Source organism: Clostridium sp. CM036 (genome assembly GCF_055081135.1).
Genome location: NZ_CM143652.1, coordinates 3,248,828 through 3,273,631 on the forward strand (window position 1 = coordinate 3,248,828; position 24,804 = coordinate 3,273,631).

General features: G+C 31.0%; 22 protein-coding genes. 17 read left to right on the forward strand and 5 right to left on the reverse strand.

Annotated elements, in window-relative coordinates; all coding sequences use genetic code 11:
- The first annotated feature begins 32 nt into the window (after window positions 1–32).
- The 6 genes from rfbB (at window position 33) to ACWJKE_RS15445 (ending at window position 6,234) form a co-directional block, all read left to right on the forward strand.
- On the forward strand, window positions 33–1,088 hold the full coding sequence (rfbB, locus tag ACWJKE_RS15420) for a dTDP-glucose 4,6-dehydratase (RefSeq protein WP_462958953.1): 1,056 nt from the start codon (window positions 33–35) through the stop codon (window positions 1,086–1,088).
- A 12-nt stretch (window positions 1,089–1,100) separates the two neighbouring features.
- A complete protein-coding gene (gene rfbC / locus ACWJKE_RS15425; protein WP_462958954.1) occupies window positions 1,101–1,664 on the forward strand; it encodes a dTDP-4-dehydrorhamnose 3,5-epimerase in 564 nt (187 codons plus the stop codon).
- A 138-nt stretch (window positions 1,665–1,802) separates the two neighbouring features.
- Window positions 1,803–2,924: a glycosyltransferase family 4 protein gene (locus tag ACWJKE_RS15430; protein ID WP_462958955.1), complete on the forward strand. Its 1,122-nt coding sequence runs from the start codon at window positions 1,803–1,805 to the stop codon at window positions 2,922–2,924.
- Between the two features lie 14 nt (window positions 2,925–2,938).
- Entirely contained in the window at window positions 2,939–3,820 is an 882-nt protein-coding gene (locus ACWJKE_RS15435) for a glycosyltransferase family 2 protein (protein WP_462958956.1), read from the forward strand.
- A 93-nt stretch (window positions 3,821–3,913) separates the two neighbouring features.
- Window positions 3,914–4,807, forward strand: a complete 894-nt coding sequence (locus tag ACWJKE_RS15440; RefSeq protein ID WP_462958957.1) for a glycosyltransferase family 2 protein — start codon at window positions 3,914–3,916, stop codon at window positions 4,805–4,807.
- Window positions 4,808–4,833: 26 nt separating this feature from the next.
- The gene (locus ACWJKE_RS15445) at window positions 4,834–6,234 is read left to right on the forward strand and encodes an oligosaccharide flippase family protein (RefSeq protein ID WP_462958958.1); all 1,401 of its coding nucleotides are present in this window, start codon (window positions 4,834–4,836) and stop codon (window positions 6,232–6,234) included.
- 84 nt (window positions 6,235–6,318) lie between these two features.
- On the opposite strand, the gene ACWJKE_RS15450 is transcribed toward ACWJKE_RS15445, so the two are convergent.
- Both ACWJKE_RS15450 and ACWJKE_RS15455 read right to left on the reverse strand, forming a co-directional pair.
- Window positions 6,319–7,782, reverse strand: coding sequence for an N-acetylmuramoyl-L-alanine amidase (locus ACWJKE_RS15450; RefSeq protein WP_462958959.1), 1,464 nt, complete (start codon window positions 7,780–7,782; stop codon window positions 6,319–6,321).
- Between the two features lie 286 nt (window positions 7,783–8,068).
- Window positions 8,069–9,463, reverse strand: coding sequence for a cohesin domain-containing protein (locus ACWJKE_RS15455; RefSeq protein ID WP_462958960.1), 1,395 nt, complete (start codon window positions 9,461–9,463; stop codon window positions 8,069–8,071).
- 468 nt (window positions 9,464–9,931) lie between these two features.
- Between ACWJKE_RS15455 and ACWJKE_RS15460 the strand changes: the two genes are divergently transcribed.
- From ACWJKE_RS15460 to ACWJKE_RS15480, 5 genes are all read left to right on the forward strand, one after another.
- Window positions 9,932–11,533 (forward strand): dockerin type I domain-containing protein, encoded by a 1,602-nt coding sequence (locus ACWJKE_RS15460; protein ID WP_462958961.1) that lies wholly within the window; start codon window positions 9,932–9,934, stop codon window positions 11,531–11,533.
- 48 nt (window positions 11,534–11,581) lie between these two features.
- Window positions 11,582–12,589, forward strand: coding sequence for a cohesin domain-containing protein (locus ACWJKE_RS15465; protein ID WP_462958962.1), 1,008 nt, complete (start codon window positions 11,582–11,584; stop codon window positions 12,587–12,589).
- Between the two features lie 71 nt (window positions 12,590–12,660).
- Window positions 12,661–14,193, forward strand: a complete 1,533-nt coding sequence (locus ACWJKE_RS15470; protein ID WP_462958963.1) for a S8 family serine peptidase — start codon at window positions 12,661–12,663, stop codon at window positions 14,191–14,193.
- A gap of 274 nt (window positions 14,194–14,467) precedes the next feature.
- Window positions 14,468–15,463 (forward strand): LCP family protein, encoded by a 996-nt coding sequence (locus ACWJKE_RS15475; RefSeq protein ID WP_462958964.1) that lies wholly within the window; start codon window positions 14,468–14,470, stop codon window positions 15,461–15,463.
- A 112-nt stretch (window positions 15,464–15,575) separates the two neighbouring features.
- Entirely contained in the window at window positions 15,576–15,992 is a 417-nt protein-coding gene (locus tag ACWJKE_RS15480) for a hypothetical protein (protein ID WP_216302587.1), read from the forward strand.
- 93 nt (window positions 15,993–16,085) lie between these two features.
- Here ACWJKE_RS15480 and ACWJKE_RS15485 read toward each other — a convergent pair whose 3' ends face one another.
- Together ACWJKE_RS15485 and argB are read right to left on the reverse strand one after the other, a co-directional pair.
- A complete protein-coding gene (locus tag ACWJKE_RS15485; RefSeq protein ID WP_462958965.1) occupies window positions 16,086–17,258 on the reverse strand; it encodes an aspartate aminotransferase family protein in 1,173 nt (390 codons plus the stop codon).
- Between the two features lie 4 nt (window positions 17,259–17,262).
- On the reverse strand, window positions 17,263–18,132 hold the full coding sequence (gene argB / locus ACWJKE_RS15490; RefSeq protein ID WP_462958966.1) for an acetylglutamate kinase: 870 nt from the start codon (window positions 18,130–18,132) through the stop codon (window positions 17,263–17,265).
- Between the two features lie 165 nt (window positions 18,133–18,297).
- Between argB and argC the strand changes: the two genes are divergently transcribed.
- From argC to ACWJKE_RS15520, 6 genes are all read left to right on the forward strand, one after another.
- Window positions 18,298–19,335 carry an N-acetyl-gamma-glutamyl-phosphate reductase gene (gene argC, locus ACWJKE_RS15495; RefSeq protein ID WP_462952743.1) on the forward strand — a complete coding sequence of 346 codons (1,038 nt, stop codon included), beginning with the start codon at window positions 18,298–18,300 and terminating at the stop codon, window positions 19,333–19,335.
- 176 nt (window positions 19,336–19,511) lie between these two features.
- On the forward strand, window positions 19,512–20,306 hold the full coding sequence (locus tag ACWJKE_RS15500) for an NlpC/P60 family protein (protein ID WP_462958967.1): 795 nt from the start codon (window positions 19,512–19,514) through the stop codon (window positions 20,304–20,306).
- Between the two features lie 358 nt (window positions 20,307–20,664).
- A complete protein-coding gene (locus tag ACWJKE_RS15505; protein WP_165412499.1) occupies window positions 20,665–20,901 on the forward strand; it encodes a FeoA family protein in 237 nt (78 codons plus the stop codon).
- 36 nt (window positions 20,902–20,937) lie between these two features.
- Entirely contained in the window at window positions 20,938–21,165 is a 228-nt protein-coding gene (locus tag ACWJKE_RS15510; protein WP_165412500.1) for a FeoA family protein, read from the forward strand.
- Between the two features lie 27 nt (window positions 21,166–21,192).
- Window positions 21,193–23,241, forward strand: coding sequence for a ferrous iron transport protein B (feoB, locus tag ACWJKE_RS15515; protein ID WP_462958968.1), 2,049 nt, complete (start codon window positions 21,193–21,195; stop codon window positions 23,239–23,241).
- A gap of 97 nt (window positions 23,242–23,338) precedes the next feature.
- Window positions 23,339–23,617: a FeoC-like transcriptional regulator gene (locus tag ACWJKE_RS15520; RefSeq protein WP_216302593.1), complete on the forward strand. Its 279-nt coding sequence runs from the start codon at window positions 23,339–23,341 to the stop codon at window positions 23,615–23,617.
- A 93-nt stretch (window positions 23,618–23,710) separates the two neighbouring features.
- Here ACWJKE_RS15520 and ACWJKE_RS15525 read toward each other — a convergent pair whose 3' ends face one another.
- On the reverse strand, window positions 23,711–24,757 hold the full coding sequence (locus tag ACWJKE_RS15525; protein ID WP_216302594.1) for a phosphodiester glycosidase family protein: 1,047 nt from the start codon (window positions 24,755–24,757) through the stop codon (window positions 23,711–23,713).
- Window positions 24,758–24,804: the final 47 nt, after the last annotated feature.

The following is a 24,804-nucleotide window of genomic DNA, read 5'->3' on the forward strand; positions in this document are numbered from 1 at the left end:
ACACTAATAATTATTATGTTGGAGGTAAAATTATGAAAACTTATTTGGTGACAGGCGGAGCGGGATTTATTGGTTCTAATTTTGTTATATATATGTTATGTAAATATTCAGATATAAAAATAGTTAATTTTGATAAATTAACTTATGCAGGAAACCTTGAAAACTTAAAGGATATAGAAAACAATGCAAACCACATTTTTGTACAAGGTGATATATGCGATAAGACAGCAGTAGAAAATCTATTCAAAGAATATGATATAGATTATGTAGTGAATTTTGCTGCAGAGTCACATGTTGATAGAAGTATAAAAGAACCTGAAATATTTGCAAAAACAAATGTATTAGGTACAGTTAATCTTTTAAACGTAGCAAAAAATGCTTGGGAAACAGAGACTGGATTTAAAGAAGGAGTGAAATATTTACAAGTTTCTACAGATGAAGTATATGGTTCACTAGGTGAAACAGGATATTTTGTAGAAAGTACTCCACTAGATTCTCATAGTCCATATTCATCAAGTAAAGCTGGAGCAGATTTAATGGTTAAAGCGTATGCTGATACTTTTAAAATGCCAGTAAATATTACAAGATGTTCTAATAACTATGGTCCATTCCAATTTCCAGAAAAATTAATACCATTATTAATAAATAACTGTTTAAATCACAAGGACTTACCAGTATATGGCGATGGCATGAACATAAGAGATTGGCTTTATGTAGAAGATCACTGCAAAGCTATAGATATGGTTATAAACAATGGCAGATTAGGTGAAGTCTATAACGTTGGTGGACATAATGAAAGAACTAATATGCAAATAGTTAAAACTGTTATCAGCTATTTAAACGAAAGTGTAGACAAAGAAATAACAGAAGCTTTAATTAAATATGTTGAAGACAGAAAAGGACATGACAAAAGATACGGAATAGATCCAGTTAAAATTAAGGATGAATTAGGATGGTATCCTGAAACAACTTTCGAAGTAGGAATTAAGAAAACAATTCAATGGAATTTAGATAATGAGGATTGGATGAATAATGTAACTTCTGGCCAATATCAAAAATATTATGACAAAATGTATGAAGGAAAGTAGGGTGGAGTATTAATGGGACAATTTAAATTTACTAAAACAGGAATAGAAGATCTATATGTTATAGAGCCAAAAGTATTTGGTGATAACAGAGGATACTTTATGGAAACTTATAATTATGAGGAGTTTAAAGCCGCAGGACTTGACATGGTATTTGTACAAGACAATCAATCTATGTCTACAAAAGGAGTGCTCAGAGGGTTACACTTCCAAACTAAACATACTCAAGGAAAACTTGTTAGAGTAATAAAAGGTGAAGTTTTTGATGTAGCTGTGGATTTAAGAAAAGGATCAGAGACTTTTGGTAAATGGTATGGAGTACTACTAACTGAAGAAAACAAAAAGCAATTTTATGTGCCAGAGGGTTTTGCACATGGATTTTTAGTTACGTCTGATGAAGCAGAATTTGTATATAAATGTACTGATTTTTATCATCCGGAATTTGATTGTGGCTTGTTATGGAACGATCCAGATATTAACATAGAATGGCCAATAGATGGAACTTTCGAAGTGCTTTTATCAGAAAAGGATAAAATTCAGAAGAAATTTAGTGAATTAGATATAGCATTTACATACTAAAGTATAAACAAGTAAAATTATTACTAGGTGTTTGGGTTACACATGTATAAACCAAATACCTAGTAATAATAATTTCTTTATGAAAAAGGATTTTTATGATATATATATTAAAGATAATCAGCGGAATGAGAGGGAAATATGAGAAAAACTTACTTTAATGCTACGATACTAGACGAAAAACCAACGGGATTGGGTATTTATTGTAATAATATTATTGCTAATATGGATGATAATATTATTGATAACTATATATTTACTGATAAGATAAAAAAAATTGATAATAAAAAAATAAGTTGTAAAAGTGTTTTTATAAAATGTAAGACCAAAAAAAATATAATTTCAGTTTTTTTAAGAAACATAAACTTAAAAAGAGTTATAAATAAAGAAAGTAAAAAAAATGAAATATTATTTTATTCGCCAACACAACATGGATTGGTTAATAAAAACATAAAACAAATAGTAACTATACACGATTTGATGCCCTTATTATATCCAGAAGGTAGAAAACATCAGTATTTTTACTATAAACATATTTTACCTAATGTTATAAAATGTAGTGATAAAATTATTACTGTTTCCAATAATACTAAAAAGGATATAATAAAGTACTATAATGTATGTCCTGAAAAAATAGAGGTAATTTATAACGGGTATGATAAACCAGAGTACGTTAATAAAGGAGAAAGTATTAATTACATATGTAATAAGTATAAAATTAAAAAATTCTTGCTAATGATGGGTATAAATTATTCTTATAAAAATTTGAGTAGTGTGATATTAGCTTATAAGGAAATAAAGAATGATATATCTCATAAGCTGGTTATCGTTGGGAATAAGAATATTGGGTATGGAAGAGAATTAATCGAATTAGTTAAACAAAATAACCTTTCAGAAGATGTTATATTCTTAGGATATATCGATGAAGCTGATAAACATAAAATTTATCAGGCTGCTGAGTTATTTATTTATCCTTCATTATATGAAGGTTTTGGATTGCCTATATTAGAAGCTATGGCCAATAATACCATGGTAATGTGTTCTAATTCATCATCTTTGCCTGAAGTTGCAGGAGATGCAGCTTTGTATTTTAATCCGAAGGATATTGAGGAAATTAAGTTGGGAATTATTAACATGATTAGCCTAGAAAGTAGAGATAAACAAATCTATATTAATAAAGGGATAGAAAATATTAAAAGGTTTGATTGGTTTAAGGCGGCAAAACAGGTAAGTGATGTTATAGTTAATATAAAAAATAAATGATTTGTGAGGTCAATATGAGTAAGGCTGTTTATATTATTTTAGTTAATTTTAATGGTGCTAAAGATACTATTGAATGTGTTAAAAGTTTGAATAATATTAATTATGAAAATTTTAAGATAGTAGTGGTTGACAATAAATCTTATGATGAGGATAGATTGAAGTTAAAAGAAGCTGATGTAAAGTTTCATTTAATTGAGTCTAATGAAAATCTTGGTTTTGCAGGTGGGAATAATCTAGGTATAAAATATGCTATGGATAATAATGCTGATTTTGTACTGTTATTAAATAATGATACATTGGTTCATAAAGATTTTTTAAATGAGCTAATGAAGTATACTGAAATAAATGTAGGTGTAATTGGTCCCAAAATACTATATTATCCAGATGTATCTAAGATTTGGTTTGCTGGTGGAAAGATAAACTGGTTTAAATTTATAGGACAACATTTTGGAGAAAAACAAGAAGATAATGGACAGTTTAATAATTTAAAAGAAGTTGATTTTGTTACAGGTTGCTGTATGCTAATAAATTCTAATGTTTTTAGAAAAGTAGGTTTGTTGCCTGAGGGTTATTTTATGTATTTCGAGGATGTTGATTTTTGTGTAAAAGTTAAAGATGCGGGTTATAAATTAATATACAACCCTAATTCTGAAATTTATCATAAAGTGAGTATATCAAGTGGAGGAGAGGAATCTCCATTCATAGTAAAATACAGTAATAAAAACAGATTGAAATTCATGAAAAAGTATAAATATAAAGTATCTTTCACAATGTATATGTTATCAATAACATATTTTTATATTACGAGAGTTATTAAGCTAATAAAATACATGATTAGATATAATAAAAACAAAGGAAAAATAATGGCGTTAATTTCAGCACTTAAGAAGAAGTAATAATAGATGGAATAGATAAATTATCCAATTAACTATAGATCCACTAATACATAGATGAGTTAAGGTGAGCTTAATCAAAAGGAGCAATAAAAAATGCTTAAGGAAACAGTATGTTGCTTAATAGTTACTTATAACATAGGAAGTGATTTTTATAAGTGTTATGACGCTATTAAGGGACAAGTAGACGAAGTTGTAATTATTGATAATGGTTCGAAGCAAGATACTATTCAAGTTTTGAATAATATCGAAAAAGATGAAGATGTACATATAATTTACAATGCCACCAACTTGGGTATAAGTGTTGCACTAAATCAAGGGGTAAAATATGCGAAAAACAAAGGTTATGAATGGGTATTAACAATGGATAATGATAGCGAAGCTACAGAAGACATGGTTAATGCAATGCTAAATATATATAACAATTTAAATAAAAGTGAACAAGGAAAGGTTGTGAGTCTATTTCCTTGTTATATAGAAAAAGGGTTTAATATTGAAGGCGTATTAAATAAAAAATCAGAGCTTCATAATCCTAAATTTAATTATATAAAAGAAGAAATTACATCGGGAAACCTTGTTAAAACATTTGTGTTTGATAAAATAGGATACTTTAATGAAGGGCTTTTTATTGATTATGTAGATCATGAGTTTTGTTTGAAACTACTAAAAAATGAATATAAATTAGTACAAGTAGAGGGTGCTATTTTATTACATAGCCTAGGAAGTTCAGTTAAAAGAAAGACTTTATTTGGAGAAATATCTTATACTAACCATTCAGCTTTAAGGCGCTATTATATAACTAGAAACAGACTTTATATTTGGAATAAATATAAGGACATCGATAAAGAATTTATAAAAATGGATAAGTCTGCTTCGGTAAAGGAATTTGTGAAAATACTTATATATGAAGAAGATAAGATAGAAAAAATAAAAATGATGATTAAGGGAATAAGAGATTACAATAGGGATGTATTTGGTAAGCTAAAATAAATAGTACATAAGTGAGTGGGGAAGATATGAATAAAAAGATTAAAGATTTTTCATATGCATTAAGTGCAAATGCTTTAAATTTTATCATGGGAATTGTAACAGGATTTTTAATACCAAAGTTTCTTGGTATTGACGATTATGGATACTTAAAGTTATTCACTTTTTATACAACCTATGTTGGATTGATGCATTTAGGGTTTTTAGATGGAATTTATGTTAAATATGGTTCATATGATTACGAGCAATTACCCAAAGAAAAGTTTAGGGGATATTTTAGATTTTTATGTTTAGAACAAGTAGTTGAAGCAATAGTTCTTTCCTTATTATTTTTTGGAATCAACAAGGATGGCCCAAGGGGCACTGTAATGATATTTGTAATAGTAAATATGGTTATTTTAAACCTAACAACATTATTTGCTTTTGTTCACCAGTTTACTAAAAGATTTAAGTTATTCTCAATAAATATGATTTTAACAAAGTTATTGTATGTAATAGGCTGTTTAGGTCTGTTTGCTTTTAGCATTTATCAGTACGTACCTTATATTATATTGCAGACAGTTGTTAATGTAGTGATATTAATTATATACATTGTTTATAATAAGGAAATTGTATTTGGAATATCTGATAGTTTAAAGGGTAGTATTAAAGAACATATGGCGTTAATTAAAATGGGCTCGTTTGTAATGATTGGTAATTTTATGACTATTATGATTTTGGGAATAGATAGATTGTTTGTAGACAGGTTATTTACAATTAAGGATTTTGCTATGTATTCATTTGCATATTCTTTGGTATCCTTGTTCTATATTTTACTAAACTCATTAACACAGGTTATATATCCGTATTTAACTAGAACAAGTACAGAGAAGTTAAAAGATGTTTATGAGAAAATTAAAATATTAATAACAATTGTTATGGGAAGTACATTGTCAGCTTATTTCGTTATTAAAATAATTGTACTGAAGTTCTTACCTGAGTATATAGACTGTTTAAACATTTTATTATTTTTAGTACCTACTATAGTTCTAAGTGCACAGATTTCTATCTTAGTAGCTAATTATTATAAAGTTTTAAAGGAAACTAAAGATTATACTAAAAACAGTATAGTAGCTTTAATATTAGGTATAGCAACAAATATAATAGGATATGTGATAAATAAAAGTGTTGAATCTATTGCAATTGCAACTTTAATATCATTTATAATATGGGTGCTATATTCAGATAATTATTTTAAAAAGAAATTAAATGTAAATGTATTAAAGGCTCAAGTTCTTGAAATTTATGTTATAGGCATATTTATAATTTCAGGGTACTATTTCAATTGGTACATGGGGTTAATAATTTATTTAATATTGTTAGCAGGTATTGTTTTATTGAAATATAGAAAAGAGTGTAAAAATATAGTCCTTTTTGTTAAAAATGAATAATTGTGAAAAGGCATATTATAGACTGTTGAATTAACATATAAGAATGAAATACCACCGTTAAATGGAATTTAACGGTGGTATTTTTTATTTGTTTGCAGTTAGTCCGCGTACAATTGCGTTTGAGAGATCTTCTGAATTATATTTATTCATATCAATTGGTGAGTCAACGAAACTGCATTCAATCAATATTGCAGGTGCTGTTGTATGTTTTAATACATAATATGTTCCGTCGTACTTAATTCCTCTATTGGTATAACCTAATGATACAATATTATTTAAAACACTTTGAGCTAATGACTTACTTGCATCAGAACGGTAGAATACCTCTGTGCCATGAGCTTTTTTATCGAAAGCATTAAAATGAATGGATGCAAAAATTCCAACTTCATTGGAATTAGATATCCGGGTGCGTTGATCCAATGAATCAGTAGTGTCTGAAGGATTGGTGGGAGTACAATCTACGACAATGTATCCAAGGGTTTCAAGTTTGGATATTACTTTATTACCTACTTCTACTATTAAATCATCTTCTTGTCTTATTCCAGGGGAACCACCGTCAGCTTTATTATTATGACCCTTATCTATTGTAATTTTCATATTCTTTTTCAAAGAATTTACGTTTGCTGGATCAACTTTAATTAAGCGGATTTTAATTGCTTCGATTCTAAGAGATTTGGAAACAATACCTGCAATGGCGCCATCATAAACTGGGGACTGCCATCCGCTACCTTGAACATGGGCTTGGTATTGAACATGATAATTTGCCGTATTTCCTTCAAGCATAACACGGATACCTTCTATTCTCAAGTTTTCGTTTGGCCTGCCAGCTATTTGGCCATCATATATCCAATTACTCCAGCCAACATTTTGCATGTATACTTGGTATTTAATAGTTAGGTCACTTGGGGCATTCTGTAAATCTATATTGATACCAGTCATTTTAAGTGCTTGTCCAACTGTACCAGAAACTTCGCCATCACCAACAAAAGATTGGAAACCGCTATTTTCCATTTTACTCTGGTACATTATTGAGGGATTTGGAGATACTATTTTTATTCTTAGAGCTTCGACTCTTGATGAAGTTCCAGTTGTTCCCGCTATTTGGCCATCCTGTACCCAATCTTGCCATCCAATATTTTCAACATGAGCCTGATAAAGCACATGGTATCCATCGGGAAGGCCTTCAAGCGATATTCTGATAGCTTCCATTTTTAAACTTTTACCTTCTGTACCAGCTAATGAATTATCATATGTCCAGTCTTGCCAACCAATTTTTTCAATATGGGTTTGATACTTAATATGAGCGCTCGCAGGTGCATTTTCTAAAGAAATCTTAATTGCTTCTATACGGGCGGATTTTCCTTCAGTTCCCGATAAGGCGCCATTACTTACGTAGTCCTGCCAACCAATATCTTGAACATGAGATTGATATTTAATATTAATAATATCATTAGTAGCACCATATGCGATATTATTAATAGATATCACAAGGGAAATTATGCACATAACAAAAAAAAGTTTGAGAAACTTGTTGGTTGATTTATTCAAATTATCATCTCCTAAAATAGCATTGAAATTAAAGTGCAAATTATTACATAAAGGCTCAATATTTAACAAAAATGTGTACAATATATATTATATTTTATTTGTAAACTTAATACAATGATATATATAAATTTTATTAATGGCACATGTATCGTAATTTCGCTATTATTCTGTTGTTTTCAAAATACTATATATTGATTGCTCGCAGTAAGATAAAAATAGGGCAAATAAAAAAACATATCTAAAGACTATTAAAATTATATTTAATGGTCTTTAGACATGTTAAGTTTTATTTCTTTACTAACCTAACTCTTACAGCTTCAATTCTTAGTGCTTTCCCAGAAGTACCTGATATTTGACCTCCATTAACCCAGTCTTGCCACCCTTCATTTTGTACATGGGATTGGTACTCGATTCTATATTTATCTGCATCAGTTCCTTCTAACATTATTTGTAGTGCTTCTATCCTTAAAGCTTTTCCTTCTGTTCCGGCAAGGGCCCCATCATATACCCAGTCTTGCCAACCTATAGTTTGTACGTGAGTTTTATATTTTATTTTTAGACCTGCTGGTGCATTTTCTAATTTTATTCTAAAGGCTTCAACTCTTAAAGCTTGCAGTTCAGTGCCTGCTAATTCTCCATCTTCAACCCAGGATTGCCAACCTATCTTCTCTACATGGCCTTGATAAGAGACTGAGGGTGCTTTTACAATTCTAACTCTTATAGCTTCAATTCTCTGTGATTTTCCAGAAGTACCTGATATTTGACCGCTATTAACCCATGCTTGCCATCCCTCATTTTGTACATGGGATTGATACTCAATTTTATATCTACCAGAATCAGTACCCTCGAGCTCCATTTGAATTGCTTCTATACTTAAAGATTTTCCTTCTGTCCCTGATAGTGAACCGTCATACACCCAGTCCTGCCAGCCTATCTTTTCTACATGAGTTTTATATTTTATTTTTAGTCCTGCTGGTGCATTTTCTAATTTTATTTTAAGTGCTTCTACTCTTAAAGCTTTTCCCTCTGTGCCTGCTAATTCTCCATCTTTAACCCATGACTGCCAGCCTATGGTCTGTACATGGCCTTGATAAGAAACTGAAAGAGGGTTTACTGTTGGCGCAGTTGAGTTAATATTAAAGTTTAAATCTTGATATGTATTCACAGAAATCTTTCCACCAGTACTATCTGCTAATTTAACACACATGTTCATGCCGTTTGTTCCTAACTGTGAAAAATCATTAGTAGTTTTTAAATTAACTGTTCCTGTTTTAAGAGCCTTAGCTTTTATAACAAATAATTGCCCAGTTCCATTAAACCCGGCTACATTACCTTGTAAAGACAATCCCATACTTACAACGCCAGTAGTATCTGGGATTTTTGGATTTATTACAGTATTGTATGACTTGCCTGAATTTTTAAGCGTGTCGCCTTCGGTAATGTCTAATATTTGAAACATTGTTTTATCGTATTTGAAATCTACAGATGCTCCATAAAGATCATTTACATTTTCGCAATTAACGTAAATATTAAAAGCTTGTCCAACTATTATGGAACTGTTATCTAGTGAATATGAGACTTTGCTTGCAGTTGCAGCAGCGACCTTTATGCTGCCAGAGATAAGCATGCTAATTAAAATTAAAAATGAAATTAGTACAGAAGTTGTTCGTTTAAGTTTCAAAAATGTTCCCCCCTAAAAATATTATGTATTATGAAAAGCCCTTGTAATAAAGCTTAATCATTTCATGTATATAACACATATATAACCATCCATTACAGTATCATTATAATTATACATAATATTATACCATTCCCCTAAGTTATCAACAATAAAGCGAATGAATCTAAAATCTTATCTGTAATTCTATTTTGTGACATAAAATTTAAATCTGGTGAGTTTAATATTTCTTCAACGTAAAAAAAGCAAAATATTTTTAGTGGATATAAACAATATTGTTGTATTTTTTAACTTATTGTATAATAATTGTTATTGTGCTATAAATATGTTATAAAAGCAAAGAAAAAAGGGGATGAGGACCATGGAGGTTAGTAAATTTAAATATAGTGGCTTAACGACAATAAAAGGGTACATAATTTAAAAAATGTTTATTTAAAATAAATACAAAAATTTATATGGATGGTGATATTAATGGAAGTGAAAAAAAACAATGAAAAACTTAAATTTGTTTTTAGAGTGGTCTCAGTAATACTTTGCATAAGTTTAATATATTGCAATTTTCCAAATTTCACAAAACGTGTTTTTGCAGAAAATGGAGATAAGAAAATTGATTTAAATAACGATGGTAATGAAGAGACAGTAAAGTTTAATAATGGTGCACTTAATATTTTTTCAATGGACGGAAAAGTTATTTTTCAAAAAAATGAAGATAAGAATGTTTACAGAACTATAGCTTTTATTAAGGATAAAAAAATTAAAGATACAAAGATATTAATTCAAAATAAAACAAGGGATACGTCCGGTACGCTATCATATTCCATATATAAAATGGATGGTAGCGAAATGAAAGAGATTATAAATAAGGAAGAGATTTATAAAGGCGTTGTAACTGTAAAGGAGAATGGAGAAGTTTTAGAGGAAACACCTATGTATGTTGAAAATGATTCTAATGCAGTTCCATCTTTTACTGTTAAAAATCATTTCAGTTTAGAGGATAATAAACTTATTCTGTTAAAAACAGAAAAGCTTAGTTATACGCTTGGTGATAGTACTTTAAATTCCTCAGAGTATATTAATAATCCATCACATGATGAAATAGAAAAAATCATTGAAAATGTAGCTTATGAAAAGGGGATACCCGCAGCAATATTTAAAGCAATTGCTCACCAGGAGTCAACTTGGAGACAGTTTTCTAATGGTCAACCATTGATAGGATATGATGGGATAGGAATCGGAATAATGCAGGTTTCAGATTATGTTAAAGTAAACCTTACTCCTACTGATATAGCCTATATTAACAGACTTAAATATGATATAGAGTTTAATATAAGGGAAGGCGCTGAAATTTTACTTACCAAATGGGCATTACAAGATTCATCCCCAACATGGAAGATACCAAAGGTTGGGAATGGATCACCAAATTATTTGGAAAATTGGTATTATGCAATATGGGCATATAATGGTTTTAGTGAAAGAAATAATCCTGCATCTAACCATGCTAAAGCTTATCAAACAGTTGTTATAGGACATGCTAATAATATTTTTCAAAAGACCATGAGTGATTTATATGAATACAATCCTAGTCTTTTCACTGTAGGAGTTTTACCGAGAGCAGATATAGCAGAAATAAGTGGTAAACACGCTGGAGATTTTAAAATTAAGGATAAAAATTATAAATATATAGTTACCAACGATTATTTAGCTATAAGAGATGGAGATATGAAAGTAATTGGTAATTATAATAAAAATGATGTTGTAACAATAATAGGTGATCCAATAATTAAAGATAGTTATGTAAGATATCAGGTTGAAGGTAATAATAAAAGTGGCTATGTGGCAGGAAATTGGATAAAACCCGTCGGCGATACAAATGGAGACGGACAAGTCGATATTTACGATTTTGTACAACAATCTAAAAGCATTAATGGACAGGGAACGGTTATTAATGATACTAACAGAATATCCATTGAGAATTCCGATGTGAATATGGATGGGGTTGTGAATATAATGGATGTTGCACTTGCTGCTAAAAATTATAATTTTTATTTATACAGAAATAATATAAAAAATTAAAGAATTAGTCTATTGTAAAAATGGTAGAGAGGAAAGGTAATAGTTATTATGAAAAAAATAATACTATGTTTTTTATGCGTTATATTATTTACACATGGAGGAACTGCCAAAGCAGCAATCTTGCCATCTCTAAGCGTGGAGGTAAAAGGGGAGATAGAAATAGGACAGGCCATCCAGATAACAATAAATATAGATAATATAGACAGTCTATATGCTGGAGCCGCTAGATTAAAGTATGATCCTAAGATTTTGAAGATTATTTCTTTTGAAAAAGGTGCCCTTATTATTAATAAAGGCACAAATACGTTTGATGTGGGAGACAAAATAGATAATACAAGTGGGATAGCAAGCTTTGGAGGGTTTTCATGTGTAGGTCAAACCGATGGGTTTTCGGGTTCAGGAACTTTTATAAAAATAAATGCAGAGGTTTTGAAGAAAGATAGCTTTCATTTAAAAAGTCAACAATTTTTAGCTAGTCCAAATGATACTTATAATCTGAAAATACAGCTTTGTGATAAAAATATTAAAGAAGTTGCTTATGAATTTAAGGGGTATGAACTTAAAGTTAGTAGTGATGGTAAAGCTGAAGAAATTAAGCCGGGGAGTACTGTGATAAAACGGGATACAAATAGTATGAAAAAGGCTAAGACTGAGGCCACAGTTAATAAGGAAAACATTGTAGTAGCTCCGGATATAGATAGTAACGCAAAAGCTAGTACTGATGCTCTGGTTGTTAAAGAAAGTGAAACTAAGCAGGAAAGCAATGTGGTAAATCCAAATGTAAGCAGTAATGCTGATTCTTCCGTTAATAATGAAATTGAAATAAAAAAAGACGTTCCATCAAACGTTTTAAAAAATAATAAGGCTATTAATAAGGATACGGTGGAAATTAATAAAAGTAAACCTACTTTTTCTGTTAAGGATGAAAGTGGGAATGAAACTATAAAAAACTCTGGTTGGAAAAGGGGCATGATTACTGGTAGTACAATTGCATTAGTCTTTGCAGTTGTAGGTGGAACGTACTTTTATAGAAAAAAACATCAGAAGCAAAGTTAATAATTATAGATAAATGTCGTTAAAATGAAATGGTAAGGATAAGACATATAATTATTAATTTGGGGGTACTTATGAAAAAAAAGAATATAAACAGGTTAATTATGATTATATTTATGATTAATATATATGGATATAAGGTACAAGCTACTCCTAATAATTCTTTGGGAGTTAATTTGCAAAATGATAAATCAGGTAAAAAAGCAAGAATAATGGCCAATTATAAAAAGAATAAGGAAAAGAAAAACTTTAAGGAAGGCGAGGTTCTAGTAAAAATCAGAAGAGATATTAGCGATTCATCTATTCAGGATGTAGAGAAAAAGAATAGTATTAAATCTGAAAATCAAATAAATAAGCAACTTGATATAGTTAAATTTGATAACAAAAAATCTTCTATGGATGAAGTGCTATTAAATTTAAATAACGATTTAAACATCGAATATGCGGAACCGAATTATATTAGCAAGTTATCTAATTCACCTGAGAATGAACCGTATTTTAGTAGCCTGTGGGGACTTGAAAATATTACAGCTCAAGGATTAGATATCAATGTTGCTACTGCTTGGAAGAGCAGTACCGGTGATCCAAATTTAGTGGTTGGAGTAATTGATTCTGGGATAGATTATTATCATGAAGATTTAAAAGATAGTATATGGATTAATAATAAAGAGATACCTGATAATGGGATAGATGATGATAAAAATGGTTATGTGGATGACTATAATGGGTGGAATTTTGCATATGACAATAATGATTCTTATGATGATAATAGCCATGGTACTCATGTTAGTGGAACAATTGCAGCATCATCTAACGGAATAGGCATCGTAGGAGTTGCACCAACTGTTAAAATAATGGCTTTGAAAGTGGCTAATCTTCAAGGCTTTTTATATACTAGTGACGTAATCAATGCTATTCAATATGGTTTAAGTAATGGTATAAAATTATTTAATTGTTCATTCGGTAGTAAAGATTTTTCGCAAGCGGAGTATGAGGTGATAAAAAGCTCAAATGCTTTATTTATGTGTGCTGCGGGAAATGGTAATATTAATGAAATAGGGTTAGATAATGACGGCTTAGTTAAAAACTATCCATCAAGTTTCGATTTGCCTAACATAATTTCAGTATCATCAATAGATAAAAATGGATATTTATCTACTTTTTCAAATTATGGTGCGGTTTCTGTGGATATTGCAGCACCAGGAGGTAGTATTTATAGCACAGTGCCGGGTGGATATGGTTATAAAAGTGGAACATCTATGGCAACTCCTCATGTTACTGGAGTAGCAGCACTTGTTTTAAGCGAAGATATGAATTTATCTCCAATTGAAGTAAAAAATCGTATTTTAGAAAGTACTCATAAATTACCCGAATTAGAAAATAAAATTGTTACAGGAGCGATTGTAGATGCTTTTGGAGCCATGAAGCTAACTAGACAAACAGATGTGGATGATAATGGAATAACAGACATTATTGATTTAGCACTAGTAGGTCAAGCCTATTATTCACGTATAGGGGACCATGAGTATAAAAGCATATTAGACATCAATAATGATAGTATAATAGATGTTTATGACTTAGTTTCCATATCAAAAGTCATTCAATAAAGTAATTTGTAATTAGTATAAAAATATCATGCGGATATGGGGAAAATATAGTAAAATAGTAAATATTATAGTATAATTACGTTGTGGATAGTTTATAACTACAAATTAATTGCAGGATAAAATGATTATACATAGCATTTAGATAAATATTGCATACGACAAGAAAAGGGGATATAATAATCAGAGTACTATATGTGGAAAATTAGAGAATAGAAAAATATAAAAAATTAGTATTTTCAGAATGATTATGCAACATATGATGGAAGGGGAAAATATGAGTAAAAAAAGAAAATCGACAAAGATTATTTTAAGTTTATTTATTATTGGTGTATTAGTTTTTGGGGGAGCTTTTGGTTACACTTTTTATGAACTTGGTAAAATAAACACTGTAAAAATATCGAAAACCGATGAGGCTCTAGGTATTAAGACTGATTCATCGCCCCAAGCAGAAAAGGATAATGGAATAACAAACATTGCTTTCTTCGGTTTAGATAGAAGAACTGCGAAGGAACCAGCTCGTTCGGATTCTATAATGGTACTTTCTGTGGATACAAAAAACAAGAAAATTAAAATGTCATCTATTATGAGGGATACATATGTAGCAGTAAAAGGACATGATGAAACAAAGATTACCCATGCATATGCTTACGGTGGACCACAGCTTGCCATAAGAACTCTTAATGAGAATTTTGATTTAAATATTAGAGATTATGTTTCCGTTGATTTTTTTAATCTTGAAAAGATAATAGATAGTATTAACGGAGTAACTATAGATGTTGCTCAAGATGAAGTTAATTTAATGAATGATTATATGAATGAAACTGCTAGAATTGAAGGAAAATCAATTAGTAGAATTACAAGTTCAGGACCGCAGACTTTAAATGGACTTCAAGCTGTTGCATACTCACGAATACGTTATACTTCTGGAGGAGATTTTAAGAGAACTGAAAGACAAAGAACTGTATTAACAGGTATGCTCACAAAGATTGAGTCACTAGGGGCAACTGAGTTCCCATCTGTTGTTTCTAAGCTTTTACCTCTTACTGAGACAAGCATGAGTAGTATAGATGTAATGGCCCTTGGGACAAAAGTGATTGCGTCTAAGACAACTGCTTTAGAGCAGGAGAGATTTCCAGTGGATGGCTACTGTGAGGGAAAAACAATAGGCGGAGTTTGGTATTTGAAGGCTGACCTTAAGGCTACTGCAGATCAGATTCATAGATTTATTTACGAAAATGTAAAGCCTGTGTCTAAAGCACCACTCTTTTAGAGTAGTTAAATATTAGTTAGCAAAAGATAAGGAAAACTACTGAAATATATTTCGGTAGTTTTCTTCGTAATATAAGATAAAACAATAAAAGTAAATGATTAGGAGGCTGGGTATGGTTGAAATGTTAAAAGTTATGGTTTCAATAGTTAATGAATTACATGATCTAATTGAAAATTTTTCTTCGGGTTTTAATACGCAACTTGATGATAAGCAGCTTCATTTTATCGTCATAGCCATAATTGGTATGCTTATTTATTTTGTAGTTAATATGGCATTTAAGGCTATGGCGAAATATAGCATTTCTATTTTATCTTTTATATATACATTTACTGTACTTTTGGTTATTGTTTTTGCTATCGAACTGGAGCAGAAGCTTACCAATCGCGGCCAAATGGAATTTGCTGATATAGTGGCAGGAGTGTGGGGATTCATAGCAGTTTTTGCTGTTTATATTATAATATATAATTTGATTTCTTTTATTAAAAAGAGTATAAAAAAAATACATACTGGGAAACATATAGAAAGATAATATATCCCCCTAAGATAATTATCTCTTTTTAACATAAAGATGCCACTCAAATAGTGAGTGGCATCTTTTGTCATATAAAAAAATCTTAATTTATTAAATTGTGATTTCAGATATTACTAACTCAAGGATATCTAAAGCATCATCAAGTTCCGCTTTTGTTATATTAAGTGGAGGAAGTAATCTTATTACGTTATCTCCAGCTGAAATAACAAGAAGGCCTTTGTCAAAGCACAATTTACAAAACTCCTTTGCGTCGGTTTTTAGTTTTATACCAATTAATAGACCCATACCGCGTATTTCATCTATTATCTCATATTTTGCTTTGATATTTAATAACCTATCCTTTAAATAAAAACTCTTCTCGTCAATTTCATCTATAATTCCACCATCTACGAGTTCTTTTAAAACTGCGAGAGCGACTGCACATCCAAGAGGATTTCCACCGAAAGTGCTTCCATGGTCACCGGGTACAAAAGCAGTAGAAGCTTTTACATTGGTAATGGTCGCGCCTATTGGGAATCCGCCGCCAAGAGCTTTTGCGATGCAGATTACATCAGGGATAACAGAGAATTTCTTATAGGCAAATAGACTTCCGAGGCGTCCCACTCCACATTGAACTTCATCAAAAATTAGTAGAGCATTGTATTTGTCACAAAGAGTTCTTACTTCTTCTAAAAACTCTTTGTTTGCTGAAACAACTCCGCCTTCTCCTTGAATTGGTTCTATTATTATGCCACATACTTTTTCGTCGAAATTCTTTTTTAAATCGTAAGTATCATTAAAATTTACTTTACGTACACCGTCCATTAAAGGTCTAAAATCCTCTTGATATTTCTCCTGACCTGTGACAGAAAGAGCACCTATAGTTCTACCATGAAAAGAATTACCCATATATAAAAGTACATTTTTATCTTTTGTACCTGTTAATTTCCCGTATTTTCTTGATATCTTTAATGCAGTCTCCACAGCCTCAGTACCACTGTTACAAAAGAATACCTTGCTATGATCACAGTTATCTATTAACTTTGTTGCAAGGAGCGCGAGGGGAGTATTCCAAAAGTAATTTGATATATGAATAAGTTTACTGCTTTGCTCAGTTATAGCGTTTATTATAGCAGGATGGCTATGCCCAAGGCAATTTACTGCAACTCCTGAGAGAAAATCTATATATTCACGGCCATTTGTATCATAAATCTTGCATCCAAGCCCTTTTTCAAAAGTAACATCATATCTTCCGTAAGTGTCCATTATACAATTTTCTATCATTTATTTACTCCTTCGCTGTTATAATTTTAGTTCCACAATTCTTGATTACATTTAGTAATAAACTGTGTTTTTTTCTTCCATCTACCAGATGAACATTTTTAGTGCCTTTATTAATAGCAGTAACGCAGCATTCCAGTTTTGGAATCATACCGCCAAAGACAATACCCTTATCTATAAAATCTTTAGTTTCAGCTACTGTGATTGATGGTAAAAGCGTTGATGGGTCTTTTATATCTGTATATACTCCATCTATATCTGTCATTATTAATAACTTTTCAGCTTTTAGCACACCACTTATAAAGGCTGCAGCATAATCTGCATTTATATTGTAACTATGTCCGTCCTCTCCTATGCCTACAGGAGAAATAACTGGGATATAGTTATTTTTAATTAAAGTGTGTAATAACTGCGAATTAATATTAACAACTTCTCCAACGTAACCTATATCAAACTTTTGGTTACCTTTATAAACAAACTTCTTTTTAGCCTCTATTAGATTACTATCTTTACCGCTTATACCTATGGCATTTAGTCCTCTTGTACTTAATATAGAAGATAGTCTTTTGTTAATATTTCCTGATAGGACCATCTCTACAACTTCCATAGTAACGCTGTTTGTAACTCTTAATCCTTTTATAAATTTATGCTCTCCACCGGTTTTTTCAATCCATTTATTAATTTCAGCACCACCACCATGCACTATAATCACTTTAATACCGACCCTTGTCATAAGCACTACATCTTCTACAAAGGCTAACTTAGCGGCTTTGTTACTCATTATACTTCCGCCATATTTTATAACGAAGGTCTTTCCCTCATACTTATTAATTTGTAAAAATTCTTTTATATTTAAGTGATTATCGGTTATATCCATTCTGGCCTCCAACTTTAATATGTAATTTCCATTAAATTTTATGAACTTTGCAACTTTTGAATAATTATACACCAATTTGAATAAGTATTCAATAAAATATTGATTTTTTTATAAGGTTATTGTATAATCACTTTTAACATTAAATTTAATTAAGAGGTGGTTATTATGATAAAGGCTGGAATAATGGGGGCCACTGGCTATGCCGGTGAACAATTAACATGGCTTTTGTACAAGCATCCAGAGGTTAATGTAGAATTTTATTCTTCTCATAATTATGCAGAGGTGGGCTATAGTGACATCTATAATAACTTCTATAGTTATATAGATGACATTTGCGTTGATATGGAAACAGCTATAAGTAAATTATCAAATATAAATGTTCTCTTCATTGCGTTGCCACAGGGCAAGGCCTTTAAAATAGCTGAAAAAGCATTGTCGCTTGGGGTAAAAGTGATAGATTTAGGTGCTGATTTCAGACTGAAATCTAAGGAAGTATATGAGCAGTGGTATGGCGTTAAACATGAAAGTGAAGGCCTTTTAGCAAGTGCTGTTTATGGCTTAACTGAATCAAACAGAGAAGCTATAAAAGAGTGCAACCTGTTAGCTAATCCAGGGTGTTTTCCAACAGCTACTATATTAGCGCTAACTCCGCTTTTGAAAAACAATCTAATAGATCTAAAATCCATAATAGTTGATGCTAAATCTGGAGTATCTGGAGCGGGTAGATCTGCGAATATTAGCTCACTTTTTACAGAATGTAATGAGTCAATTAAAGCTTATGCAGTTGCTAGTCATAGACATACTCCAGAAATTGAACAAGAGCTAAGTAAGGCTGCATGCGATGATTTAATGATATGTTTTACTCCGCATTTAGTACCAATGAATCGTGGAATTTTATCAACCTGTTATGGGTCACTTTTGAAAGAAGTAACTACAGGTGAGCTTATAGATTTATATAGAGATTTCTACAAGGAAGATTATTTTGTAAAGATTATTGATGGATTACCTGAAACAAGATGGGTAAGAAACTCAAATTTATGTCATATTGGAATCAAAGTAGATAAGCGTACAAAAAGAGTAATTGTAATATCTGCTATAGATAATTTAATAAAAGGTGCCGCAGGTCAAGCTGTGCAAAATATGAATATAATGTTTGGAATAGATGAAACTAGGGGACTTGAAATCATTGCTATGGCACCTTAGAAAATGTATAATTATGCAATAAATGTTATTAAAATAATATGTATAAATTTATAGGAATAATACGATAAATGCATAAACTTATAAAAATAATACAATTATTATTTATTTGGAATGTTTCACCTTTTATTGAATAGAATAGTATTAAGTATACTATATATTTAAAAAGTGGGTGAAATATGAGAATGACGTTTAAAGGTGCCAAAATAGTAATAAATATATTTTCTGCAATAGTCTTGTTTCTATTTGTTTTTATTATATTAACGCCTACACATAATCCGGTTAGAATCAGTACAAGCCTAAGTAATATACCGAAAATCTCTCCATTTTCTTTAAAAGATAGTGATATAGTCTATAATGCCAAAGCCGATTCTGATATTCCTAAAGTTAAAGATGAAAGTAAGTCTGATGATTTAAAAATTGAGAGTCTTAACAAAGCAAAGGCAATGACTGAAGTAAAATGGATACCTAAGCGTAATATGGTTGATAAGAGTTGCTCTTATACTTTTATTAAAGGAAAAGTATATCAGGGGGTACCATATAGTATGGACCCATATCAAGTTTCATCACCGAGTGATTTTCTAAATAAAATTAATAAAAATAAAGGACTATATGGTAATGACTGTTCTGGTTTAGTTAGTGCAGCTTGGGGAATAAAAAGGCAGACTACTCTTACTCTTTATGATGAGGTAAAGAGAACTAGTAAAACAGGGAAAAAATTTGTCAGCCAAATATCCTGGGATGATTTGAAACCAGCAGATGCTTTGCTTTTAGATAATGGTAGTGGAAAAGGACATATTATGTTATATATAGATTCAGATAAGAAAAACAGTGATAATTTAAATGTGTATGAACAAAACATACCTACAGTTACACCCTACGAGCCAATTCCAGTAGCAAGAAAAGATGTAAGATCTAAAAGTAAATTAATGAAAAAAGGGTACATACCTATTAGGTTAATGGGACCTGTATAATATAATTTTGAAAATATAATAAATAAGCCCTCTATTAAATTAGAGGGCTTATTTTTTTTTAACTATTATATAGAAAAGAGATGGACTGGTTAAGATTGTGTATTTATACAATAATATTTGGTATGTATACAAATTTAAGATTAATAATATATAAAAATAGTAGACGAGCTAAATTAGATTAATGGATTAATTCTAGTAAAAAATATAATATAGTTGTTTACAAATATTCTATATTACGGTATGATGATAATGGAAATCAAATGATTACGAGTATTACATAGAAATTAAATATATTTTTTTATATAGCAGTTGATAATGAATTTCAATATCGTCAATAAAGTTTAAGAGGAGTGATTTTATGACAAATCAAATATCATTAGTAGAAATAGAATTGAAAACTAGGGTTAAAGTAGTAGATATATCGTTAGCAAGTAAAGTTCGAAGAAGAATAATGGATATGGGAATAGTTAAAGGTACAGAAATTGTTGTAATAGGAAAAGCGCCTATGGGTGATCCTATAGAGCTTCAGGTTAGAGGATATTCTTTAAGCCTTAGAAAAAGCGAAGCAAGAGATATTATGGTGAAATTGATTTAATGACATTTAAGTGTGAAAAATAATATGGAGGTGGGAATGATGAATATGCCACTAAATTTTATTGGAATAGGAAAGTTTGCAGAGATTAATAGTGTACAAGGCGGCGAGAGTATGTGCAAGAAAATCATGGAGATGGGCATGAGCAAGGGTGCTATAGTAAAAATTATGAAAAATGATAATGGTCCTTTAATTGTGAAAGTCGGAGAAACTCGATTAGTTCTGGGGCGAGCTATGGCACAAAAGGTTATGGTCCGAGAAGTTTAAAATAATGGGAAATTATGGGGGAGAAATATGAGTAAAGATTTAGTAATAGCTTTAGCTGGTAATCCTAATTGTGGGAAAACTAGTTTGTTTAATTCATTAACTGGTTCAAAGCAACATGTCGGTAACTGGCCAGGAGTTACAGTTGAAAAAAAAGAAGGTAAATTTAAGTTTGAAGGCAGAGACATAATTGTGGTGGATTTACCAGGAACTTATAGTCTTGGAGCATACTCAGATGATGAAATAGTAGCCCGCGACTTTATATTAAAAAGTAAGCCAGACGTAGTGATTAATGTAATTGACTCAAGTAATATTGAAAGAAATTTATATTTAACTATGCAAATTTTAGAAACTGGTGCAAAGATGGTTTTAGCGCTTAATATGATGGATGAAGCAAGAAACAAAAACATAGAAATAAACGTTAATAAGGTATCAAAAGCATTAAATATACCTGTTGTTGCGACTATTGCGACTAAGAGCGAGGGTATAAAAGAACTTATACGCGAAGCAATAAAAATAGGCGATTCATTAGAACGCGATGCATTTAAAATTGATTATGGGAGTGACATAGATAAAGAAATTAAGTTGCTTACAGAAACTTTTTTAGAAACTTCAGCTACTTTAGAATACCCAGTACAATGGACATCACTTAAGCTTTTAGAAGGCGATGAATATATAAAGAAATATACAAATGAGAATGAAAATTTTGAAAAGATAAATGCTACATTAGAAAAAAGTGTAGAAAAATTAACCGGAAAAATAGGTTATGAACCAGATGCTTTTATAATAGATAAAAGATACGAATTTATAAGTAAAATAGTACAAAATAGTGTTAAAAAAGAAGTATCAAATGTAGAAAGTACTTCTGATAAAATAGACAAATGGACTACTCACAGGTGGTTTGGAATACCAATATTTGCATTAGTAATGTTTCTTATGTATCAGCTATCAATGACCTTTGGGAATGAATTTTTAGGAGGACTAGTAGATAGTGGATTTAGTGCTCTAGGAGATTTTGTAGGTGGCATTTTGACTGGTATGGGAACGCCTGCACTGTTACAATCATTTATAACTGATGGAATAATAGGAGGACTTGGGGCAGTATTTGTATTTACACCTATGATTTTCACTATGTATTTTCTTATAGCTATTCTTGAAGATAGTGGATACATGGCAAGGGCAGCTTATATAATGGATAAGTTTATGAATTCAATAGGGCTTCATGGTAAAACAGCGGTATCTCTTATAATTTCTAGTGGTTGTAATGTGGCAGGGATAATGTCTACAAGAACATTAGATAGTAGAAAAGATAGAATGGTGGCTATACTTATAAATCCGTTTGTATCTTGTAGTGCAAGACTTCCAGTTTATGCATTGTTTGCTGGTGCTTTCTTTGCAGGTAGAAAAGTTTGGATTTTTGATGCAGGTGGAATTATTGTATTCGGTCTTTACTTGCTAGGGATTGCAGTTGCAATATTAATGGGTAAATTTTTAAGCGCGAAAGTATTTAAAGGAGAAGAATCTTATTTTGTAATGGAACTTCCACCTTATCGTATACCTACAGCTAAAAGTGTATTTATTCATATGTGGGAAAAATCCTCTCATTTTCTAAAAAAGATGAGTACAATTATATTAGGGTTAGTTATAATTGTTTGGGTACTCTCAAACTTACCAATGGGAATTGAGCCAGGAACTAGAGAGAGTTTAATTGGATCAGTAGGGGCGGTTATTGCACCAATATTTAAACTGGCAGGTTTTGGAACTTGGCAGGCTGGAGTGGCACTTATAACAGGTCTTGCTGCTAAAGAAGCAGTGGTTAGTACTTTGGGAACGGTTTATGCAGCATCAAATGATGCATCATTAACCGCGGCTATTCAACAGGCATTTACGCCTCTTACATCTCTAGCGTTTATGGTAATGACTTTATTGTATTGTCCTTGTGCAGCTACAATAGGTGCAATAAGAAGAGAAACAAACTCTAGAAAATGGGCAATTATGGCAGTAATATATACTTGCGTAATTGGTTGGATAGGAGCAGTTTTAGTATACCAAATAGGAAGTCTTCTAGGCTTTAAGTAGTATTTTGAATAAAAAGAGCAGAGATTAACCTTTGCATGAGAATGAATATTAATATCAGAATGTAAAAGAAAATTTGAAATAAAAGGGAGGGTGTATTATGTTAATGAAAGTACTTGCAAGATTAGTTCAAGGCGGAAGGTATTCTAATAATATAATGGCCAAGGAATTAGGAATAGATGAGGGTATGGTTGAGCAAATGCTAGTACAACTTCAGAGGCTCGGGTATATTGAAAAGGAAGATATGGAGACTTGCTCAGGCGGATGTAATTGTGGGAGCAGTTCTAAAAAACCGAGCTGTTGTAGTAGCTCAAATGTGAATATAAATATGTGGAAAATTACAGACAAAGGTAGGAAAACTATATTGAAGGTAACATAATAGAAGTCCAAACCCTTGGCAAAGTAAGGGGAAAAAAACTGCTGAAATATATTTATTTCAGCAGTTTTTGTTTTGTTAACATATGGAAGACTACTACTTTTCTATATGTTGGTATAATTTCGTGTGCGTTATTGTTTTTCTTTTTACATATATAATTGAAGGTACGGATCTTTCGCCCAAGCTGTCGCAGGGAGTGTTTATGACTTCATCATTATAATATAAGGTAGAGGAAGAACCTCCATCTAAGTTAGCAGCATTATAAGCTCCAAATTTATACAGTTCATCTTGTACTTCTCTTAAAGTAGCTCCTAAGCTATTTAGCTGCCTACCATCAATAACTATTAATATTATTGCACCATCTTTTCTTTGTGCAATGGCTGTTCTAGGCGCAATGCCCCAGCCTCCATCACCACTATTTATAGTTTTCTTTCCGTTAACTATGATGGCGGGGCCAAAAGATACTGCTTCAGTTACTCCAATCTTTTTCATATCTTTAATAGAATGAGGACCAACTAATAACTTACCCGATTTAGTTAATCCTACAACATTTCCTTTCTCATTTTCATTTGTTATATCATTATAAACGATTTTTCCACCAGTCATTATAATACCCTCTGGATTTGCTCCAGTTCCCGTCCAAAGTGATCCAGGAACTCCATCAGAAAACCCACCACCATTAATCGCAGCAATGGCACTATTATTTTTTGCAATTTCACTGGTAACTTCGCCTTCATGTCCGAGCTTACGGCTGTAACCTACTTTTAGCCTAGTGGGGTCATTAATTACTAGTATAGACCCTTTAAATCTTTTTGCGCGTATAACATATCGTTCAATACTAGTATCATTTTTAGCCTCTATTTTTATGTGAGAATTTACGTTATCTTGAACTATATGGTCTACCTTTTGTTGACTCATAATTTGTTTTATTTTTTCATCAGATAAAAATGATGTTGCTAGCCATTGCAATGAAGTAGTAGTCATAGCTGCACCTACAACTGTAGTCTTTACCTTTTTAAACGGACCATAATAAATTAAAAATGGACCTGTAATTGCTGTGAAAATAATTTCAAATAATATAAATAATAAAACAAGTAATCCTATGCTTGTTTTATTATTTGAACATTTTTTTGTTTTTATCATAATTCCCATCCTTTTTATCAGTCACTATAATTATATTATTAAAGATG

Coding starts and splice junctions, on each gene's coding strand:
- rfbB (WP_462958953.1), top strand. CDS start 33: ATGAAAACTTATTTGGTGACAGGCGGAGCGGGATTTATTGGTTCTAAT.
- rfbC (WP_462958954.1), top strand. CDS start 1,101: ATGGGACAATTTAAATTTACTAAAACAGGAATAGAAGATCTATATGTT.
- ACWJKE_RS15430 (WP_462958955.1), top strand. CDS start 1,803: ATGAGAAAAACTTACTTTAATGCTACGATACTAGACGAAAAACCAACG.
- ACWJKE_RS15435 (WP_462958956.1), top strand. CDS start 2,939: ATGAGTAAGGCTGTTTATATTATTTTAGTTAATTTTAATGGTGCTAAA.
- ACWJKE_RS15440 (WP_462958957.1), top strand. CDS start 3,914: ATGCTTAAGGAAACAGTATGTTGCTTAATAGTTACTTATAACATAGGA.
- ACWJKE_RS15445 (WP_462958958.1), top strand. CDS start 4,834: ATGAATAAAAAGATTAAAGATTTTTCATATGCATTAAGTGCAAATGCT.
- ACWJKE_RS15460 (WP_462958961.1), top strand. CDS start 9,932: ATGGAAGTGAAAAAAAACAATGAAAAACTTAAATTTGTTTTTAGAGTG.
- ACWJKE_RS15465 (WP_462958962.1), top strand. CDS start 11,582: ATGAAAAAAATAATACTATGTTTTTTATGCGTTATATTATTTACACAT.
- ACWJKE_RS15470 (WP_462958963.1), top strand. CDS start 12,661: ATGAAAAAAAAGAATATAAACAGGTTAATTATGATTATATTTATGATT.
- ACWJKE_RS15475 (WP_462958964.1), top strand. CDS start 14,468: ATGAGTAAAAAAAGAAAATCGACAAAGATTATTTTAAGTTTATTTATT.
- ACWJKE_RS15480 (WP_216302587.1), top strand. CDS start 15,576: ATGGTTGAAATGTTAAAAGTTATGGTTTCAATAGTTAATGAATTACAT.
- ACWJKE_RS15485 (WP_462958965.1), bottom strand. CDS start 17,258: ATGATAGAAAATTGTATAATGGACACTTACGGAAGATATGATGTTACT.
- argB (WP_462958966.1), bottom strand. CDS start 18,132: ATGGATATAACCGATAATCACTTAAATATAAAAGAATTTTTACAAATT.
- argC (WP_462952743.1), top strand. CDS start 18,298: ATGATAAAGGCTGGAATAATGGGGGCCACTGGCTATGCCGGTGAACAA.
- ACWJKE_RS15500 (WP_462958967.1), top strand. CDS start 19,512: ATGAGAATGACGTTTAAAGGTGCCAAAATAGTAATAAATATATTTTCT.
- ACWJKE_RS15505 (WP_165412499.1), top strand. CDS start 20,665: ATGACAAATCAAATATCATTAGTAGAAATAGAATTGAAAACTAGGGTT.
- ACWJKE_RS15510 (WP_165412500.1), top strand. CDS start 20,938: ATGATGAATATGCCACTAAATTTTATTGGAATAGGAAAGTTTGCAGAG.
- feoB (WP_462958968.1), top strand. CDS start 21,193: ATGAGTAAAGATTTAGTAATAGCTTTAGCTGGTAATCCTAATTGTGGG.
- ACWJKE_RS15520 (WP_216302593.1), top strand. CDS start 23,339: ATGTTAATGAAAGTACTTGCAAGATTAGTTCAAGGCGGAAGGTATTCT.
- ACWJKE_RS15525 (WP_216302594.1), bottom strand. CDS start 24,757: ATGATAAAAACAAAAAAATGTTCAAATAATAAAACAAGCATAGGATTA.